Source organism: Pantoea sp. B9002 (assembly GCF_013385945.1).
Classification (GTDB): Bacteria; Pseudomonadota; Gammaproteobacteria; order Enterobacterales; family Enterobacteriaceae; genus Pantoea.
Map to the genome: position 1 here is coordinate 20,594 of NZ_JACAPA010000045.1, position 18,136 is coordinate 38,729.

Consider the following 18,136-nt stretch of genomic DNA (forward strand, 5'->3'; position numbering starts at 1 on the left):
AGCGCTCGGCGCTCTTTTTTAGCTGTTCTTAACCCGGACAATATCGGCCATAACGGCGAGCGCTATCTCTGAAGGCGTTTTACTGCCAATCATCACCCCCACGGGCGCATGTATCCTGCTTATTTCCTCGGGGGTCAGCCCCCCCACTGCTTTCAGGCGATCCAGCCGTTTGAGGCTATTTCGCTCAGACCCCATCGCACCGATGTAAAAAGCTTCCGTATTGACCGCCTCCATTAAGGTAAGGTCGTCCATACGGGGATCGTGGGTTAAGGCCACGATGGCCGTATTTGCATGACAACCGTCCACTTCAATGACGTTGGCCGGAAACTTTCTGATTAGAACGGTGCCGTCGGGCAGGTCATGCATAAAATTATCCAGAACATCCGGCCTGTTTTCGCAGACAATCGTTTCAAATCCCAGCGAGACCGCAAAGTTCGCGCAGTAAATTGCCACCGCTGAGAGCCCGGCAATCAGGAGTCTGGGCGGCGCGGCAATGGTCATCTGGATCCGTTCTTCTGACACCGTCACCTGCGTGCTGCTCCGGTACGGGGAAGGCAGCAGACGGGAACAGCGGCCGGGCAGAATAATTTCCTTGTAAAGCGACCGCCCCGTTTTCAGAGCCTCTCCGATCAGCCTCAGATAATTCAGCTGTTCCGCGTCGGGCATGAGGTACTCGATCAGAATATCGAGCACTCCTCCACAGGGCAGAGCGCGATCGGGAGTCAGCCCCCCGTCGCCGTATCTGACTATCTGACTGCTTTCACGGTAACAGCCTTCCGCAATACGGCGCAGAAAATCCTCTTCCACACAGCCTCCGGACAGGGAACCACTGTAGTGACCCTCGGTATTGGCCACCATCATCGCTCCGGGAGATCGTGGTGACGAACCGTAAGTGCTGAGTACGGTGCAAAGCCACACTGGCCCGGTATTCAGCCATTCAACGGACTGTTCAATAACGTGCGTATCCAGACTCTGCATCATAATTGCCCTGTAATAAGGTGGTCAGGTAAGTCAATGTCGCTCAGCACATCGGGTGTGGTGACATTCAATTGCAAAGGAGCAAAGCGGGTTAAAACTTTTCGCGCCCCGTTTTCTCCCTGAAGGCTTAAAAGTTCGGGCTGGCATATCTTGCTGAAACCGACCGGATGCCCCGGGATTTCCCTGAAAAACGGACGCACGCTGGGGCAATGCCTCAGCGCGTTTTCAATCTGCCGGAACGTCTCGGCGCCGATGAAAGGCATATCCGCAAGATGGATGATCCACCCCAGCCAGTCAGGACGGCTGCGGACGCCACAGGCTATGCTGTCGCCAAGTGAAGGGCTGGAGAGCGTAACGTAAGGAACGTTAGCGGCGGAACATATCTCAATCACAGACTCATGCTGCGGATGTGTAATAACCAGAACGGGTAAGCCGCTGGCGCGGGCATGATCTAATGACTGTTCGAAAACGGACATTCCATCCGGCAGTTTTGCGTTCAGTTTCAGGCCGTCACCTCCAGCGCTGATGAAACGCAGACCCATACCGGCCGCACAGATAATGATACCTGCAGACATAACCCTTCCTGAAAAATGAATTATCGCGGGGGGATGTTTTTAAATAAGTATTATTCAGCTCAGACGTGGTGCGTTCAGATAAAACTCAATAAATCCTGCAAACCGCTGTCTGTGGGTAACATTATTAAAAGTCTGAATCGAACCCAGGTACTGACAAAAGAGGATCAGTCGCGGCGGGATAAATTATCCTTATCTGCCTGAGGTTTCTGAGCTGCATCAAGTGCTACAGGATATGCATTTTGCTCATTAATCACCTCCATGACACTTTCCTCCGGTGAAAAGGACTTTTTAAAATCTCTGATGGCACCGCCTAAATCCGAACCGAGGCTGCTCAGTCTTTTGGTTCCGAATACCATCACGACTATCCCGGCAATAATCAGTAGTTTCCACATGCTAATTCCAGCCATCTGAGCCTCTCTATCGAAGTAGTTCAAATCCGCAATATTTAATGAATATCCGGACAGGTGAGCTGCAGACTATCACACAGGGAATTTGATAATTCTTGCCTTTTTTACCGTTTTTATTGCCTTAAGCAAGCTTTTATAAAGAGCTAGCCGGGATTGGGTATGTGAAAAAATAACGATATAAATAGCAGGTTAATTATGAGGCTTTATAGCATTCAGTTCTGCAGGATGATTCCGGCATTGACGCTGAGAAAAACGCGTTTAAGGCAATAGAAAAATCAATTCCGGCAATACATGGAAATAAGAGGCAATATACAGTGCTTTTCAGCGCCGGATATATGACCAGCAATGGTGAATTGCGCTACCCAACGTCATTATAGTCAATTAAATGTAATTTATTGTCAATATTTAGAATGTCCGTTTCATTGTGGTGATCTTCATATTACCGGAGGCCTTCGTGAATGAAACATGAATAGCGATATTCAGCACCTTTTTTTTATAACCTCTCAAGAGAATTCTTATGAAAAATTTAACTGAGTTATCATCAGGCTTTAATGCCAGCCGAAGAGGCATACTGATCGTCGGCGGAGCTGCCCTTGCCGCAGCAATGATTTTGCCGGGTCTGGCCACTGCCGCTGAGAGTCCTCGCCAGAAAATTAAAGGTAGCAACGTCAGTATGCAGGGCGTGACCTTTATGAACAATAATATCCGGATGGCCGGCAACCTTTATTTCCCTGAGGGCTTTGATGCGACACGTAAGTATCCATCAATTGTCGTCATTCATCCGGGTGGCGGAGTAAAAGAACAGACCGCGGGCGTGTACGCTGAACGCCTGGCAGGCGAAGGTTTCGTCACCCTCGCCTTTGATGCTTCTCATCAGGGAGCCAGCGGCGGAGAGCCCCGGTTCCTTGACGATCCCATGCGCCGTGTTGGCGATATTTACAGTGCGGTCGACTACCTTACCACCCTTGCTTACGTCAACAACGAACGTATCGGGGCTCTGGGGATCTGTGCGGGTAGCGGTGCTGCTGTTAAAGCGTCTTCATCAGACCGTCGTATCAGAGCAGTGGGCACCGTCAGTGCTGTCGATGTCGGGGCTGCTACCCGTAAAGGCTGGGAAGGAAAAGGTCCGGTCTCTGACGAGCTGGCTATGCTGAATAGTGTGGCGAAACAGCGCACAGCGGAATCGGCGGGCGCACCAAAAATTACGGTTCCCTACGTCCCTGCTGTGGGGGATACCAGCGCGCCTAAAGATCTCCAGGAAGCCGCTGATTATTACCTGACTCCGCGTGGTCAGCATCCAAATGCTCCCAATAAGCTACTGATGACCAGTCTGAGTTACATGGCTTCCTTCACCGGATTTGATATGGCTGACACGATGCTTACGCAACCGCTGGTCATTATTGCCGGCAGTAAAGCGGGCTCACTCTGGCACAGCACCGAGCTATACGACAAAGCCGCGTCTGCTGATAAAAAGCTGATTATCGTTGAAGGGGCCACACATATGGATCTTTACGATGGAAAAGGCGTTGATACGGCCATGACGAGCCTTGCTCCTTTCTTTAAAGCTAAAATCGCGTAACGAACCAGACGAGGAGGGTAATCACTCTCCTCTCTTAAATGCAGGGAAATAAACAGAAATTATCCGGGCTTCCGGTTCAAAACCGTCCCGTATGTAGTTTTTTTGCTTGAGAGGCATTAGTTGCGCCGGGAATGGCGCAACTTTTTTCAGTCTGCTGAACGTCAGTATGGATTAGTCGAGATTCAGTGAAACCGACAGGCTGCGATGAGCGTCTATCTGAGACTGTACCGTCTTAAGCTTCTGCTCAAATCCTTCGACGGCATCCGCTCCAGCCACAAAACGGGCGGGTAATTCGTCAAGTCCTTCCAGAGACACAATGGCCTCTGCCAGCTTAACCGGATCACCGCCTTGCTTACCATCCATACCCTTCCAGGCTTTGACTATTTCCTGGGATGATTCAGCATAGTCCTCAATGGAATGACTGGAATACCGGGTTGAGGCTTCTGTCAGCAGTTCCGTGCGGAAAAAGCCGGGCTCAACAATCATTGTCTGGATCCCAAAAGGTGCCACCTCAGGCGCGAGTGACTCCATCCATCCTTCAGTACCAAATTTGGCGGCCGCGTACGCAGAACAAAAGACCTGACCGATGAAACCCGCTGAAGAAGAAAGGGTGATGATTTTACCCGCGCGTTGTTTACGCATTACAGGCAGGATCTCGCGCGTCACGTTCATAGGGCCAATCAGTAAGGTTTCCAGCTGCTGACGAATGTCGTCTGCACTCAGCTCTTCAAAATAGCCCGCAAAGAAATTACCCGCATTGTTAACAAGTACATCAATTGAACCGAATTTCTGAACAGAAGCCTCAACCGCTTTTTTAATGCTGGCAGGATCGGTTATATCCAGTTCCACTACGAAAAGATTAGCATGCTCGCCGACAGCTTCCGTTACGCGTGCAGCATTGCGGCCTGTGGCAATAACCTGATGACCCGCGTTGAGGGCTGCGCGGGTAATGTCCGTGCCGAGCCCGCGCCCCGCACCAGTAACCAGCCATACATTTTTCTCTGACATAGTATTTCCTTTATTTTATGAAGCTGCATTTACCACTAACATCCTGCATTACAAATCTTTTCAATTCCTGCTTAAAACGACAATTTTCTTATCTATAACGACGACTTTTTCTGTTTAGCAATATTTAGGGTTGACGAAGATTGTCAATTGTAACAATTTTAGACTATGTCTCCGAGGTCGCCAGCCTGTTAATGGATATTAAGTTTTTAAATAATTTCTCGCTCGGTAAATTAGTCTGCAGGGCGGAAAAAAAACCAATCTCAATTTTTCTATTGAAAATATAACGCCATGTTTAACTCTAGAAGAAAGTGAAAGCCTGAACGAAAAAGATAATCCAGCCTGATAAAAACATATAAACTGACCCTGAGGTTTTGAGTGAAAACATACGATAAGCTTCTGGCTTTATCTGGAGTAAACAAGTCGGAAACGTCTATTTTTCTCTGGTCTCTCTCATATGTTATCTGCATTTTCATTGCCTATTATCTTTTACGTCCTGTACGCGACACACTAGGTCTGGATGCCGGCATTAGCAACTTACCGTGGTTGTTCAGTGGGACGTTACTCGCAATGCTGATAGTCAGTCCGCTGTTCTCATGGGCTGTTAAGCGCTGGACGCGAATCATATTTATCAGCATCAGCTACCGTTTTTTTGCAGGCCACCTGCTCGTATTTTCCCTTCTCCAGCTCCCTTTTTTTTCCGGTATACGAGCCATTACCGGCATTGCTTTTTTTATCTGGGTATCCGTCTTCAATCTATTTGTAGTGAGCGTTTTCTGGTCTTTCGTGGTTGACGTATTTTCGGCAGACAGAGGGCGGAGGCTGTTTGGTTTTCTCGCGGCAGGGGCGACCGTCGGGGGAATGGCCGGTTCGGTGCTCACCCTGCTGGCTGTCGATCACGCAGGACCCGCCGGCCTGATGCTTATGGCAGTGGTGATGCTTGAAGCTGGCGTGCGGTCAGCGCGTCAGGCAGCTGCAGGTATCACCGCCGATACGCGCGGTCAGGATGCCGGAGCAAGCCCGGTAGGAGGAACAATATTCGCCGGCATTACGCATACCTTCAAATCGCCTTATTTAGCAGGGATTGCCCTGTTCATGGTGCTTTATAGCGTGACCTCTACTTTTCTGTATATGGAACAGGCCGCCATCGCGGCGAGAAGCTTTACAGATCGCGAAGCCCGCACCGCCTTTTTTGCCGGCGTGGACTTATGGGTGAACGTATTTACTCTGCTGGCCCAGGTTTTCCTTACTTCCGGGGTAATTCGCTGGCTTGGCGTGACCGTGACGCTGGCCATATTACCTGCCGTAACGCTTACCGGTTTTACCCTGCTGCTGGCGGCACCATCGCTGATGCTCTTCATTTTGTTCCAGGTTGTTCGTCGCGTGACCAACTTCGCGTTTGCAAGGCCTGGCAGGGAGATTTTATTTACCGCCGTCACGGCTGAGGATCGTTATAAGTCGAAGAATTTCATTGATACGGTTATTTATCGGTTCGGCGACCAGATTGGCAGCTGGAGCTATGGTGGCGCTTCGCTTGCAGGCAGTAATTTTGCCGCGCTGGCCTTCATAGCGATACCGGTATCCGTACTGTGGCTTGGGCTGACCCTCTGGCTGGGACGACGTCATAAACAGTTTGAGATCTCATCAAGACAATCCCTGTAACCCTTAAGGAGGCGTTATGCCTGTATCAAGACGTGTACTGCTCAGCCAGTTGGGCATCATCGGTGTGGCCGCGGTGTCAGGACTTTCGTTACCCGGGCCTGTATTTGCTGCTGACGGCAGCGGCGGGACAGGAAAGCTAAAAATTGGCGTGGTCGGTGCTGGATGGCTTGGCGGAACGGTTGCCCGCCGCTGGGTTAGCGCCGGACATCAGGTGATGTTTTCATCCCGCAATATTGACGATATGAAAGCTGTCGTCCGGCCGCTTGGCGAGAATGCTCTGGCTGAAACGCCCCTTGAGGCGGCAACGTTCGGGCAGGTGATTCTGTTTGCCGTCCCCTATGACGCACTGCCCGAGCTGGGGAAACAGCTGGCAGGTGCGATAAATGGAAAAGTCGTTCTGGATGCCTGTAACCCTTCAGAATGGGCAGATACGCCTCTGACCCGGGAGACAAAGCAAAATGGCGTTGGCGTGACATCAATGAAACTCCTTCCTGGCAGCCGTCTGGTAAGGGTATTCAACTCGACCGACGCGTCCGCTATTGAATCGTCGGGTTCGGGAGGCCGAATCCGGCTTGGCGTCCCCCTTGCCAGCAATGACAAGGGTGCGCTTGAGGTGGCCGCCCGTCTGGTCACCGATGCCGGCTGCGATCCAGTGATCACCGGAGATTTCTCCACGTCCCGTGGTTTTGAAGCCGGCGGCGCGGGTTTCAGAGCCAATACGTCAGCCCGTGAACTTCGCCGTTTATTAAAGTTATCCTGACGCTGCCTGAGAAAGACTGTTCAGCCGGCGACTGAAATACCCTGTACGAACTGCTTAGCAGTATCAGGGATACAGCCCTGGCTGCTCTCCCCCTGAACTATCCACTCCTGCCGTTCCGGTTACGGCCCAGCACTGATTACCTCACTTTCCGGTCACGCAGGTGACCGTCTTCTGAATGACTCCGCCGGGTAACGCAATTGTTTCAACTCAATCGTTATGGGCAACAATCCCGGGGGTTAAGGCAAAAAAAGCAGTTTCTTTCAGGACATACTGGAAGGAAGACATTTTTATTCCTCCCCGTGCTTACGGCTGTCTCTTGATCAGATCTCCTGATCAAGAGACTTCGCCAGTTGGTAGCCTTCAACGATATTCTGTAGTCTGAACCAGCCATCCCACATTACCACCCAGCCCGCGCGCCCCGTACGTTTGCTGTCGTGCCATCGTCCCATTTTCGCCAGCGCAAGGTAGGCCCATTTCAGATTCGGCGGCCTGTCCGGCAGCGCTTTGCCCTCCTGTTTTACCCACAGTAGCTTCCATTCCACCGGGCTCAGAACCAGTTCACACGACGCATTCAGCGTTTTCTCAGTAAGGCCGCCCTGACGTAGCGCCATCACTCATACCGCGATGAACGCCAGCACCACCACCATTCGCTCCAGGTTATCACGCGTCTGCATACGCGATTCTTCCACCCGCGTGCCGCCGCTTTTCCATGCCTTGTGATATTCCTCTATCAGCCAGCGACGCTCGTAATAGCTGATTATCTGACGTGCCTGCGCCGTATTTTCCACCTTCTCTGACGTCAGAAGGTGCCAGCACGCACCGTTTTCCGCCTCTTCGCGACAGCAGATATAGGTCACCGGCAGCAGCCTGCCTGACCCGTCGGAGTGCTTAATCTGCACCGGACTGTAGCTGACGAACATCTGCACCTCCCGCGCGGCGCGACCGCCTTTCTGAACCACGTTAAGCACGTGGCTTCCCGCCTGCGTCAGCGTTTCGGGGAGTTCGAACAGCCGGTCGGTGCTGCCTTCAATACGGCGATTTTGTGCCGCCCGGACCACAAAGCGCTGTCCGTGGCTGATTTTATAATCCAGGTACTGCCCGATGTCGGCTTCCCGGTCGCAGACCGAGATAACGCGGGACTGAACGTCCCCGAGACGCTGCGCCATCAGCTGCGAGGCCTGCTGCCATTTGAAGCTCTCTTTTTCTTCATACGGCCGCTGCCTGCGCTGATGTTTTTTTCCATAACCGGAAGCGTCCCGGCTCCAGCGCTGCTGGTCAATCAGGCCGATGATGCGGGCGGTATCGGGCGCAAAAAGCAGCACCGAATGGGCCAGCAGGCCGCGGGAATGCGGGCTGGTCGAGGTGTTGCCGAGCTCCTCGCGCGCGGTGGAATGGGTGAAGGTAATGGTGGTGGTGTCCTCCAGCGCGAGAAGCAGCGGGCAGGCCTGAGCGGCCTTAGCCGTCGCAGTGAATCCGGCTTGCGCAATGGCCTCGGGCAGGACTTCGGGGTTCCGCATCAGGCGGTAAGCGCCCTCAACTTCGGCTGCAGAATGGGAAGATTTCACGATAGAAAGTCCGGCATGTTGAGCCAGCGAAGTGGCCAGGGTGACGAGACGGCGGGTGCGGCGGATATCGCCCAGTTCGGCACGGCCGAAAACGCCGTCAGCCCATGAATAGCAATCGGAAAGCACCATACTAAAACCCGAAAAGTAATAGCAAGGAAGATCGTCAGAGGCCGGGAAAGTTCAAAAAAATCCCCGGCAGGTATGCCAGGGATTTGTGTATAAGAGACAGGTGCTTACGGAGAGGTATCTAAAGCTTCTTAAAGACATATCAGGAGAATATCTTCCTATGAAATATCGCTTACTTGGAAATTCAGGACTGTCCGTGTCTACTCTGACGCTGGGAACCATGGGATTTGGTACCGAAACGCCTGAAAAAGAGGCCTTTGCCATTCTGGATGCTTTTTGTGACGCAGGTGGCAACATTATAGACACTGCCGATGTGTATGGAGGCGGTGCCTCTGAAGCAGTGATTGGACGGTGGCGATCCAGCCGTTCCGCCTCCGTGACCGATCGTGTCATCGTGGCGACCAAAGCGCGCTTCGGTACCGGCCCTGACATGAATGATGCGGGGTTATCAAGGCGGCACCTGACGCACTCTCTCAACGCATCGTTAAAAACGCTGGGAGTTGATGCCATCGATCTTTATCAGTTGCATGGATGGGATCCCCTCACGCCACCTGAGCAAACGCTGATGTTTCTGGCTGATGCCGTCCGGGCCGGAAAAATCCACCACATTGGTCTGTCTAATTTTACGGGCTGGCAGCTGCAGCTTATGCTGTCTACCGCCCGGATGCTGGGCACGTCACTACCGGTGACGCTTCAGCAGCAATACAGTCTCGCCTGCCGCGAATCTGAATACGAAATAATTCCGGCATCGCTGCATAATCAAATCAGTCTGCTTCCGTGGTCCCCGCTTGCGCATGGCTTTTTCAGCGGAAAATATACCCGGGGAACCCGTCCGGGAGCGGAGACCCGCCTGGGTTCAGATAATGCAATGTTCCGGCATATAGGGAATGATATTTTTTCCGCTGAACGTAACTGGTCAACCCTGAAGGTTGTTCAGCGAATTGCAGACGATACCGGGTTCACCCCATCGCAGGTGGCCCTGAGCTGGGTAACGAATCGGCCTTCAGTTGCCTCCAGTATCATTGGAGTCAGGACGCTTGATCAGTTCAGCGAAAATATAAAAGCAGCTGATCTCATACTTGAAGAGGCGCTTACCCAGGAACTGGATACGGTAAGTGCCCCGGTGCCTGACGATTATCCTTATGGCCGCTTCGGTACGTTGCAGCGTGAGCGATATATTGATTCCAGCGACCAGGTCCTGCGCGAACTCTGAGGGAGGCGCACCGGGCACGCTTCTGTTTCCGCTGACCGGCATACACGATGGCCTGATTTTTCAGGGGGCCTTCTTTTCCCGAAGGAGGAGGTCCATCTTCAGTCGTGTATCGTTCAGAAGTTCTTCACGGCTTTTTTGCCAGAAGATACGTCCTCTGCGCAGAAAAATATGGGTAATGAACTGGCCACCTTGCTGCGTTACAACGCGTGCAAACTCATCCGTTTCAGTTTGCCGGTAACGACTGTTTCCCGTCGTAATCAGTACAATCTCCCGGCCAGACAAGTCATTTTGAGCGACCCATGCCCAGAGTGGCGTGGCCGGACGAAACATCCAGGTTGGGGAAACTAGGTAAATACGCCGGGCTGGCCGAAGATCGATCGGTTCAACAGTAATGTGAGGCAGATCGCCGGCTTCGGCATCCGTAATGGCCTTTTTCTGCCCTGATAAACTAAGGGGATAAGAGGCGTTAATGCGTGCAATCGGAGCATTAAGTCTGCGCGCCACTTCGCGGGCAACCGCTTCAGAATGCCCTGATCGGGAATAATAGATAACCGCTGCCGAAGGGTTGCTCCTTCCGGCAGGTGAGTAGGGAGCGCTTGAAACATATGTACTGTCCTTGTAGCTCATAAGGTAAAATAAAGCCGCACCGGCAAACAGCGCTGTAAGTAAAATACCCGCCAATACTGTCAGGACAATTTTCAAGATCGAGTCACCTGCGTTGATACATGTAAATGAAAGGCAGAACGTTGAAACGTCCAGCGACATGGATGCCGCCAGCTCACGAAATTGCGATATTCCAGATCTTACGCCCCTGTCACGTGGTTCGGTATACCAACGGTCAAGCACCGAGCCTGAAGGCAGAAGGGGATATTCAGCGGGAACGGTTTTCGTACTGAATCATCAGGCATAGTGCACCCCAATCGGTCTTTGCAGGTATCGCCGGAGCCGTGCCACTTCTGGTCTGTCACGGCAAATCTGCGCCCTATCTCAGGCCAGAGTGTGCAGCTATTCAGGGCCGGAGAGTTACCAAAATAATGCCATAAGCGCCTCTACAGAATTTCCGGCCTAACAATGGGTCACAAAATAATCAGTCCAACAAAATATCCGCCTCTCCGAGGCGGACATCAGAACTTGGCCATTATATGCCATGTCTATCCATTATTAAGATGTCGCCTTCATGGCTAAGTTAAAGTGTCATCTTTTATATGAACAGAGTCTGATTATCCGGGCGTGTTTCTGGGATGAGCTACCCACGTATTTTCGGCAATCATCAACTTTCTGACGGTTTCCTTTGAGATGCTCAGGCCAAAACCGGCATTGAGTAATCGCCATGCGCCAGTCGGGCTCATGCCGCGGCAGCGGGTGCGGATAAGCTTTATCACCTGAGCTTTCAGGTCGTCTTTCAGCTGATAGTTACTGGGTTTACCACGACGCCTGTTAATCAGTCCTTCCGGGCCAGCTTCGCGATACCGCTTAACGAGGCGACGGCATTGCCGGCGGCTCAGCTCCATCGATTCGGCGGCGTCGGCCAGCGAGATATCCCGTGCCAGAAACGCTTCGATGAGGTCGGCGCGCATCTGGTCACGCAGCAGGACAGGTGGTTTAAATTCATTCATGCATTCACCTCTTATCGCTGCCTGCGGTTAGGCGGGCAGGGGAAAGACGTCAGCGCTTCAGGCTCGGAACAAAGTCTTCGGGGCTGACCAGCACGGGGTTGATTGCCCGCAACTCCTCAAGCGCACGCTCCTGAGCCCGCCTGCGCGGCATTTTTTTACTTCGTGTACGCTGACCTTCGGCTTCCTGTTCGTCCTGCTTTTCCAGTGCCAGCCTCAGAACCGCGCCCAGTCGCTTGTTATCAACGATCGCTCCCTGATCCACACAGGCAAGACGATCAAAGACCTGATAGCGCAGCAGCCTGTGCCCATACCGGAAGGCGATCCTGCCGTCCGGGTACTCGTAAACTGTGACTCTTTCACCGGCGATTCGGCTGTTCTCATCTGTCGGATCAATGAGATATATCATTTTATCATACTGAAATGTCAGCGCTTTTGAGAGCTTGCGCAGGTCCTGCCAGGCAAAGATATCATCGAGTTCTTCCGGCGCTAAATCCGCCGGACGGTGCAAATCCTTCGGATACTTCGGCGGTCGCGAAAAACGCCGGTTAAAGTCATCGATAAAACCTGCAACCCAGCGATTAGCCTCGCTAATGGAGCTGATGTTATGCAGCCGCATCTCCTTGACCAGCCGATCCTGCAACGTCTGGTTGGCGCGCTCAACGCGTCCCTTGGCCTGGCTGCTGTTGGCACAGATAAGTTCAATGCTCAGATCGCGCAGCGCACGTCCAAACTGCGTGGTTCCGCTGCGGCGCGCGTCCGTGCCGTTGACCCGAAATACTGCGTGCTTATCGCTGTAGAATGCGACAGGTTTTCCATGTAAATCAATGTATTCACGCGTAGCCGTCATATAATCAAACGCAGACTCAGAGTCACAGAAGCGAAGGTGCATCAGGCGGCCCATGGCATCGTCAATGTACACGAGCAGGCAGCACTTCGGCGCGCGACCCTCAAACCAGGCATGATGTGAGCCGTCCAGCTGAATAAGTTCGCCGAGGCAGTCGCGCCGGTGTCGGGGCTGATAGATGTGAACCTGACGCCGTGAATGCGGCCGCCAGAGTCCGTCAGAGATCATCCAGTTACGGACTGTCTCAACGGAAACCGGAATGCCGTGTCGTTCAAGAAGCTTCTCTGTGGCCAGCGTCGGACCAAAATCCGCATAGTGTTGCCGGATCAGTTGCAAAGCAGCGCAGCGTAAATCTTCGGGAATGCGGTTATTGCCGGGACGACCGCGGCGGGCAGAAACAACCGACGCCGCGCCGTGTTCACGGTAACGCTGTAAAACACGTTGCACCTGACGAACGGTAAGTTCAAGAAGGCGGGCAGCTTCACGCTGCAGCAGAGTGTGGTCGTGAACGCGCTGAATGATGCCGAGCCGGTATAGATCTTTATCTGTCATAGTCACCAACATGAATCGCCACAGGTTTAACAGACACCTCAGAGTCATTTAAGATGGCTTAAAGAGAGGTGCCCATGAGCGGTAAGCGTTATCCCGAAGAGTTTAAAATTGAAGCAGTCAAACAGGTTGTTGATCGTGGTCATTCTGTTTCCAGCGTTGCAACACGTCTCGATATCACCACCCACAGCCTTTACGCCTGGATAAAGAAGTACGGTCCGGATTCTTCCACTAATAAAGAACAGTCAGATGCTCAGGCCGAGATCCGCCGTCTCCAGAAAGAGCTGAAGCGGGTTACCGACGAACGGGACATATTAAAAAAAGCCGCGGCGTACTTCGCAAAGCTGTCCGACTGAGGTACGCCTTTATCCGTGACAACAGCCGTTGTTGGCCTGTTCGCCTGCTCTGTCGGGTGCTGGATGTTCATCCCAGTGGCTTTTACGCCTGGCTTCAGCAGCCGCATTCACAACGCCATCAGGTAGACCTGAGACTGACAGGGCAGATTAAACAGTTCTGGCTGGAATCGGGATGCGTCTATGGTTATCGCAAGATCCATCTGGATCTGCGGGATAGCGGGCAACAGTGCGGAGTCAACAGAGTCTGGCGACTGATGAAACGTGCCGGGATAAAGGCTCAGGTCGGGTACCGGAGCCCGCGGGCACGTAAAGGCGAGGCCAGTATAGTGTCGCCCAACAGGCTCCAGCGACAGTTCAATCCGGATGCTCCGGATGAGCGTTGGGTAACGGACATAACCTACATCAGGACCCACGAAGGCTGGCTGTATCTTGCCGTAGTTGTTGATCTGTTCTCACGCAAAATTATCGGCTGGTCAATGCAATCCCGGATGACAAAGGACATTGTCCTGAACGCATTGCTGATGGCTGTATGGCGGCGTAATCCCCAAAAACAGGTGCTGGTTCACTCGGATCAGGGCAGTCAGTACACAAGCCATGAGTGGCAGTCGTTCCTGAAATCACACGGCCTGGAGGTCAGTATGAGCCGTCGCGGTAACTGCCACGATAATGCGGTTGCAGAAAGCTTTTTCGAGTTGCTGAAACGTGAACGGATAAAGAAAAAGATCTACGGAACGCGGGAAGACGCCCGCAGCGATATTTTTGATTACATCGAAATGTTTTATAACAGTAAGCGTCGGCATAGTTCTAGCGATCAGATGTCACCGGCAGAATATGAAAACCAGTATTATCAACGGCTCGGAAGTGTCTAGATTATTCGTGGCGATTCAACATAAAGTCTGCATCCTGAGCTGAGCCTGTGGAGATTTAAGGCTAGTTCAGAGACGACATCTGTGAGTTGTTGCGTACGACATTAGCGTTTTGGAGTAACAGCTCCGTTCCCTGTGGCCGGCACTCACACAGCAAGGCTCATAAACAAAATTAGTCAGAAAAGAGGGAACTTCATGTCAAAGATTCATCACATGTCCGGAGACAGAGAGGCCAGTAAGGAGTCCGCTTGGAAAACGGAAAATATCCTACGTTAAGGCCGTTTCTTAAGCAGACATGACAGGCAGCTCTGAGCGTGAAGCGGAAGTTATGCCTGATATAATGTCCCTTTAGTTTGAAGAGGACTTAAAGGAATAAGATAAAATTTACATGGCCGTAACCCAGTTAATCCCGAAATCCGGCCATGTAAGAACTTTCCAGGTTCTGAAATGAATCAATGGCAAGTTGATTCTAATTGTCATACTACGGTTAGGCCGTATTTAACGAATGTTGAACCAACCAGTTGTATCCTCAATGACACGCCACAGTTTCTGGGGTATAGCAAGCTGCTCTACGTCTGATGCAGCAATATTGAGAGCAATTTTTCCTTCAGCTTTGCCATCTACGAATTTAACCCAGTCTGGGTTCATAACCATACCCTGACCTACTGCCGTCAAAGATACCCCTGCTTTAACAGCATCCTCGGCTTGCTCTGGTGTTCGCAACTGCCCGGCAACAATCAGAGGTATACGTCCAGCAAGGTGGTCGCGCACGATTTCGATGACTCTGGGGCCATTCGGTGCATCAACGGGTCTGGCTTCAAGTGCATCACCGAGTGATACATGAAGATAATCAATACCCTCATCGACCAGCCGATCAACCAACTGAAGCGACTCATCAATGCGCAACCCATCTTCGTAATGCTCATCAAGTGAAATCCGGTATCCCATCAGGAAGGGAATGGTTGCACGCTCAGCAATCGTTTTACGCACACTCTCAATGACGCTGAGAGGGAAACGCATACGGTTTTTAAGAGAGCCACCCCATTGATCTTCTCTACGGTTGGAATGTGGTGAGAAAAAGTTCTGAAGTAAAAAGCCATGAGCACCATGTAACTCAACACCATCAAATCCTGCTTCAATCGCACGGCGAGTTGCTTCCCCGAAATCCTGAATAACAGTTTCGACTTCAGTGCATGTCAGTTCACGAGGGGTAACGGACGGTGCGAAAGGACCGGCGCCTCCGGTAATAGCGCTTGCAGCTACAATATCCGAAACCAGTTCAGGGCTGGTTTTCACACCTGCATGGAATATTTGTAAGATTGCCGGTGCTCCACCGCTTTTTGCAGCGATAGCAAGACGCTTTAAACCGGGAATAAATTTGTCGTCATACGCAGCAAACTCTCCCGTAAACCCAATGCCGTTTTCCTGAACATGTGTACAGCCAGTAATGACCAGACCGATGTCCTGAACGCGTCGACGATAATATGCTTCTTCCTCATGTGACACCGTGCCGTCATCATTACCCGCCCATGTCGTCATCGGGGCCATCACAATACGGTTGCGCAGCGTCATACCTTTTCCAAGTGGAAATCTTTCAAGTAGTGGGGTTTGTTTCATGGAAAGTCATACCTATGCGAGATTTTTCTTGAAGAAAGGAGCCAGCTTACTCGCTGCAACCGTTGCACCCTGACCATCATAGAGGTCCATATGTGTGGCACCCGGAATGATATGCAGCGTTTTTTGAACAGAAGCAGCAGTTTTGTGTAATTCCTGGCTGTGCCAGAGCGATCCTGCTTTACTACCGGCTACAATCAGAAGTGGTTGTGTTAAAAAGACATCCGCCCCTTCAAATCCGGTGAAAGACGCCAGCGTACTGATACTTGTCATCAGCATTTGATTGGTAGAAGTCGGATATTTTCCGCGTTCGGTCAGATAGTAGTCCGCAGCTTCCTGAAGATCTTTTGGAGCACTGGCATCACCCAATTTAGGCACATAGTTGACATAAACCGGTGCGCCGCCTGCTGCTTCGACTGTGCGCTGTTTAGCAACAGCATCCAGAGTTGGAATGAGTTCAGATTCTGATGTTGTTCCCTCCCAACCCTTACGGGTTGCGGCTCCGACATCCACAGCACTGACTGTTGCCAGCGCTTTGATTCGGCGTTCCGTCATCGACGCTTTAACCGTGATACCACTGCCTGCACAAACGCCTAATGCGCCGATACGATTATTATCGACATAAGGAAGAGTGGTCAGGTAATCGACTGCGCTATAGAAATCGACGACTCGCTTCATGGGATCATCAATAAAGCGTGGTAATCCGCCACTTGCCCCCTGATGAGAGGCATCAAACGCCAGGGTGACAAATCCGTCTTTAGCCAGTTTGAGGGCATAAAGTCCCGCAGTCTGTTCCTTAACGCCACCACCAGGGTGGACAACGACAATAGCAGCGTATTGACGGTTTTCGCTGAAGTCCGGGGGTACATATACGTTTCCGGACATCATTATTTCATTGTTCCGGAACAGGACACTGCTGACTTTGACGCCATCTACGTGTGTCGTGGTGCCAGATGTACGAGGTGTTGGTGAGAGCAGGGCTGAAGCATGACCCGCCATCAATAATCCTGCTGAAGCCACTGAACTCGTCAGGATAAAATTTCGGCGGCTTAACCCGCCTGCTTTTTTACTCATTGCAAGACTCCTTCATTTACACGATGACGGCCCTGGCCGCTGAAAGAACACAGATAGTTTCAGCCGTCATCTTAATCTCTTTAGTATTCAGAAATTAGATGCTTAATTTCGCATGGGCTTAGAAGGAGGTTTTATTAATAGGGTTATAAGAAACTGAGTTCCATATGGACCAGGACAAACAGCGCTCAAAGGTTATGGGGCGCGGAGTGCTTCAAGCACAAGTGCAAATGCCGGAGAATGTTGTAGACGGCTGGGGTAGTAAAGATGATAGGGGGGACGGGGCGGACACCAGTCTGTCAGCACCTGGACTAACATTCCGTTTTCAAGATAATTCTTCACGGTATCTAGCGGCAGATAAGCAAGTCCCAGTCCATCAAGGGCGGCCTGTCTCATCATATTTATTGTGCTGAAAGTCGCTCGTCCATCAATACGGACCTTAATTTCCGTATCATCCTTGCGAAACTCCCAGGTATAGAATCCGCCATGAGTGGGCAGGCGTAATCTGATACAGCTATGGTCGTTTAAATCACGAGGCGTTCCCGGAAATGTCTTCCCCATGAAATAAGAGGGAGCTCCGACCACTGCAAAACGGAAGTCTCTGGCAAGAGGCAGGGAAATCATATCCATATCAACCTGTTCGCCTAACCGAACTCCGGCATCATAACGCTCAGCGACAATATCTTTGAGTCCGTACTCGCTGATAATTTCAATATTGATATCGGGATATTCAAGCATCACAGGAGCTAGTTTAGGCCAGAGTATTGTATCGCCGGCGTGTTCAATTGTAGTAATGCGCACAGTACCGGCTGGTTTTTCTCGCAATCCGCTCAGCGCAGCTATCTCACTTTCAATTTCGTCAAAATGGGGTCCTATACGGGAAAGTAGCCGCTCGCCAGCTTCAGTCACAGAAACGCTACGCGTGGTACGGGTAAGAAGACGAAGACCAAGATCTGCTTCAAGAGTCCTTACCGTGTAGCTCAGTGCCGACTGAGAGACACCTAACTGAGCGGCCGCTTTTGTGAAACTTTTTTCACGGGCAACTGCGATAAAATCTTGATAATCTTTCATATTTTTACGGCGCATTTATTGACCAAGTTCTTTTGGATTAATATTTCTTACATTTAAAATAATTCCTGGCGTGGAGGTTTGTCTATTGGTAACGATCCAACATTCCTCATCTACGGCAAATATCCATTAGCACTCACTAATGCTCAATAGAACCAAGGCTTACCAACTTCCGCTTTTGGCACTTACCAGCCCTATGGCCCCCTCCGAGCTCTCCGTTATACCGGGTCGTCAGCCCTACTACGCTAACCAGCTTAGCCGGTAATCTCCGCCGAACCGTGC

The 18,136-nt window shown here is 51.5% G+C and carries 15 protein-coding genes and 1 pseudogene; 5 read left to right on the forward strand and 11 right to left on the reverse strand.

Going from position 1 to position 18,136, the window contains the following annotated elements; translation table 11 throughout:
- Positions 1-18: 18 nt before the first annotated feature.
- The 3 genes from HX773_RS20000 to tatA all read right to left on the reverse strand — a co-directional run bounded on the left by HX773_RS20000 (position 19) and on the right by tatA (position 1,960).
- Positions 19-978, reverse strand: a complete 960-nt coding sequence (locus HX773_RS20000; RefSeq protein WP_176973036.1) for an XdhC family protein — start codon at positions 976-978, stop codon at positions 19-21.
- On the reverse strand, positions 978-1,553 hold the full coding sequence (locus HX773_RS20005) for an NTP transferase domain-containing protein (protein WP_176972986.1): 576 nt from the start codon (positions 1,551-1,553) through the stop codon (positions 978-980). Before HX773_RS20005 ends, HX773_RS20000 begins: the two co-directional genes overlap by 1 nt.
- Positions 1,554-1,717: 164 nt before the next feature.
- Positions 1,718-1,960, reverse strand: a complete 243-nt coding sequence (gene tatA / locus HX773_RS20010) for a twin-arginine translocase TatA/TatE family subunit (RefSeq protein ID WP_176972987.1) — start codon at positions 1,958-1,960, stop codon at positions 1,718-1,720.
- Positions 1,961-2,633: 673 nt separating this feature from the next.
- Here tatA and HX773_RS20015 point away from each other — a divergent pair.
- Entirely contained in the window at positions 2,634-3,539 is a 906-nt protein-coding gene (locus tag HX773_RS20015) for an alpha/beta hydrolase (RefSeq protein WP_218168313.1), read from the forward strand.
- 171 nt (positions 3,540-3,710) lie between these two features.
- Here the strand turns inward: HX773_RS20015 and HX773_RS20020 are convergent, their stop codons facing one another.
- Positions 3,711-4,547 (reverse strand): SDR family oxidoreductase, encoded by an 837-nt coding sequence (locus HX773_RS20020; protein WP_176972989.1) that lies wholly within the window; start codon positions 4,545-4,547, stop codon positions 3,711-3,713.
- A gap of 375 nt (positions 4,548-4,922) precedes the next feature.
- Here HX773_RS20020 and HX773_RS20025 point away from each other — a divergent pair, with 375 nt between their 5' ends.
- Both HX773_RS20025 and HX773_RS20030 read left to right on the forward strand, forming a co-directional pair.
- Positions 4,923-6,206 (forward strand): NTP/NDP exchange transporter, encoded by a 1,284-nt coding sequence (locus tag HX773_RS20025; protein WP_370463624.1) that lies wholly within the window; start codon positions 4,923-4,925, stop codon positions 6,204-6,206.
- A gap of 16 nt (positions 6,207-6,222) precedes the next feature.
- On the forward strand, positions 6,223-6,966 hold the full coding sequence (locus HX773_RS20030) for an NADPH-dependent F420 reductase (RefSeq protein ID WP_176972990.1): 744 nt from the start codon (positions 6,223-6,225) through the stop codon (positions 6,964-6,966).
- A gap of 320 nt (positions 6,967-7,286) precedes the next feature.
- Here HX773_RS20030 and HX773_RS20035 read toward each other — a convergent pair.
- Positions 7,287-8,660, reverse strand: a pseudogene (locus HX773_RS20035) (IS4 family transposase).
- A gap of 157 nt (positions 8,661-8,817) precedes the next feature.
- Between HX773_RS20035 and HX773_RS20040 the strand changes: the two are divergent.
- Positions 8,818-9,870, forward strand: coding sequence for an aldo/keto reductase (locus HX773_RS20040; protein WP_176972991.1), 1,053 nt, complete (start codon positions 8,818-8,820; stop codon positions 9,868-9,870).
- A 60-nt stretch (positions 9,871-9,930) separates the two neighbouring features.
- Here HX773_RS20040 and HX773_RS20045 read toward each other — a convergent pair whose 3' ends face one another.
- The 3 genes from HX773_RS20045 to HX773_RS20055 all read right to left on the reverse strand — a co-directional run bounded on the left by HX773_RS20045 (position 9,931) and on the right by HX773_RS20055 (position 12,882).
- Complete coding sequence (locus HX773_RS20045; RefSeq protein WP_255433275.1) at positions 9,931-10,635, reverse strand: flavodoxin/nitric oxide synthase; 705 nt, start codon at positions 10,633-10,635, stop codon at positions 9,931-9,933.
- A gap of 455 nt (positions 10,636-11,090) precedes the next feature.
- Positions 11,091-11,486: a helix-turn-helix domain-containing protein gene (locus HX773_RS20050; RefSeq protein ID WP_176972992.1), complete on the reverse strand. Its 396-nt coding sequence runs from the start codon at positions 11,484-11,486 to the stop codon at positions 11,091-11,093.
- A gap of 49 nt (positions 11,487-11,535) precedes the next feature.
- Positions 11,536-12,882 carry an ISNCY family transposase gene (locus tag HX773_RS20055; protein WP_176972993.1) on the reverse strand — a complete coding sequence of 449 codons (1,347 nt, stop codon included), beginning with the start codon at positions 12,880-12,882 and terminating at the stop codon, positions 11,536-11,538.
- Between the two features lie 74 nt (positions 12,883-12,956).
- Between HX773_RS20055 and HX773_RS20060 the strand changes: the two genes are divergently transcribed.
- A protein-coding gene (locus tag HX773_RS20060; protein WP_176972994.1) for an IS3 family transposase occupies positions 12,957-14,104 on the forward strand; the annotation gives its coding sequence in 2 pieces (ribosomal slippage) (positions 12,957-13,194 and positions 13,194-14,104; 1,149 coding nt in all).
- 495 nt (positions 14,105-14,599) lie between these two features.
- Here the strand turns inward: HX773_RS20060 and HX773_RS20065 are convergent.
- From HX773_RS20065 to HX773_RS20075, 3 genes are all read right to left on the reverse strand, one after another.
- Entirely contained in the window at positions 14,600-15,718 is a 1,119-nt protein-coding gene (locus tag HX773_RS20065; protein WP_176972995.1) for an NADH-dependent flavin oxidoreductase, read from the reverse strand.
- A gap of 12 nt (positions 15,719-15,730) precedes the next feature.
- Positions 15,731-16,789: an alpha/beta hydrolase gene (locus HX773_RS20070; RefSeq protein ID WP_255433276.1), complete on the reverse strand. Its 1,059-nt coding sequence runs from the start codon at positions 16,787-16,789 to the stop codon at positions 15,731-15,733.
- Positions 16,790-16,981: 192 nt separating this feature from the next.
- Complete coding sequence (locus HX773_RS20075; protein ID WP_176972996.1) at positions 16,982-17,872, reverse strand: LysR family transcriptional regulator; 891 nt, start codon at positions 17,870-17,872, stop codon at positions 16,982-16,984.
- Positions 17,873-18,136 lie beyond the last annotated feature (264 nt).

Coding starts and splice junctions, on each gene's coding strand:
- HX773_RS20070 (WP_255433276.1), bottom strand. CDS start 16,789: ATGAGTAAAAAAGCAGGCGGGTTAAGCCGCCGAAATTTTATCCTGACG.
- HX773_RS20065 (WP_176972995.1), bottom strand. CDS start 15,718: ATGAAACAAACCCCACTACTTGAAAGATTTCCACTTGGAAAAGGTATG.
- HX773_RS20020 (WP_176972989.1), bottom strand. CDS start 4,547: ATGTCAGAGAAAAATGTATGGCTGGTTACTGGTGCGGGGCGCGGGCTC.
- HX773_RS20000 (WP_176973036.1), bottom strand. CDS start 978: ATGCAGAGTCTGGATACGCACGTTATTGAACAGTCCGTTGAATGGCTG.
- HX773_RS20015 (WP_218168313.1), top strand. CDS start 2,634: ATGCAGGGCGTGACCTTTATGAACAATAATATCCGGATGGCCGGCAAC.
- HX773_RS20030 (WP_176972990.1), top strand. CDS start 6,223: ATGCCTGTATCAAGACGTGTACTGCTCAGCCAGTTGGGCATCATCGGT.
- tatA (WP_176972987.1), bottom strand. CDS start 1,960: ATGGCTGGAATTAGCATGTGGAAACTACTGATTATTGCCGGGATAGTC.
- HX773_RS20075 (WP_176972996.1), bottom strand. CDS start 17,872: ATGCGCCGTAAAAATATGAAAGATTATCAAGATTTTATCGCAGTTGCC.
- HX773_RS20050 (WP_176972992.1), bottom strand. CDS start 11,486: ATGAATGAATTTAAACCACCTGTCCTGCTGCGTGACCAGATGCGCGCC.
- HX773_RS20055 (WP_176972993.1), bottom strand. CDS start 12,882: ATGACAGATAAAGATCTATACCGGCTCGGCATCATTCAGCGCGTTCAC.
- HX773_RS20005 (WP_176972986.1), bottom strand. CDS start 1,553: ATGTCTGCAGGTATCATTATCTGTGCGGCCGGTATGGGTCTGCGTTTC.
- HX773_RS20040 (WP_176972991.1), top strand. CDS start 8,818: ATGAAATATCGCTTACTTGGAAATTCAGGACTGTCCGTGTCTACTCTG.
- HX773_RS20045 (WP_255433275.1), bottom strand. CDS start 10,635: ATGTCGCTGGACGTTTCAACGTTCTGCCTTTCATTTACATGTATCAAC.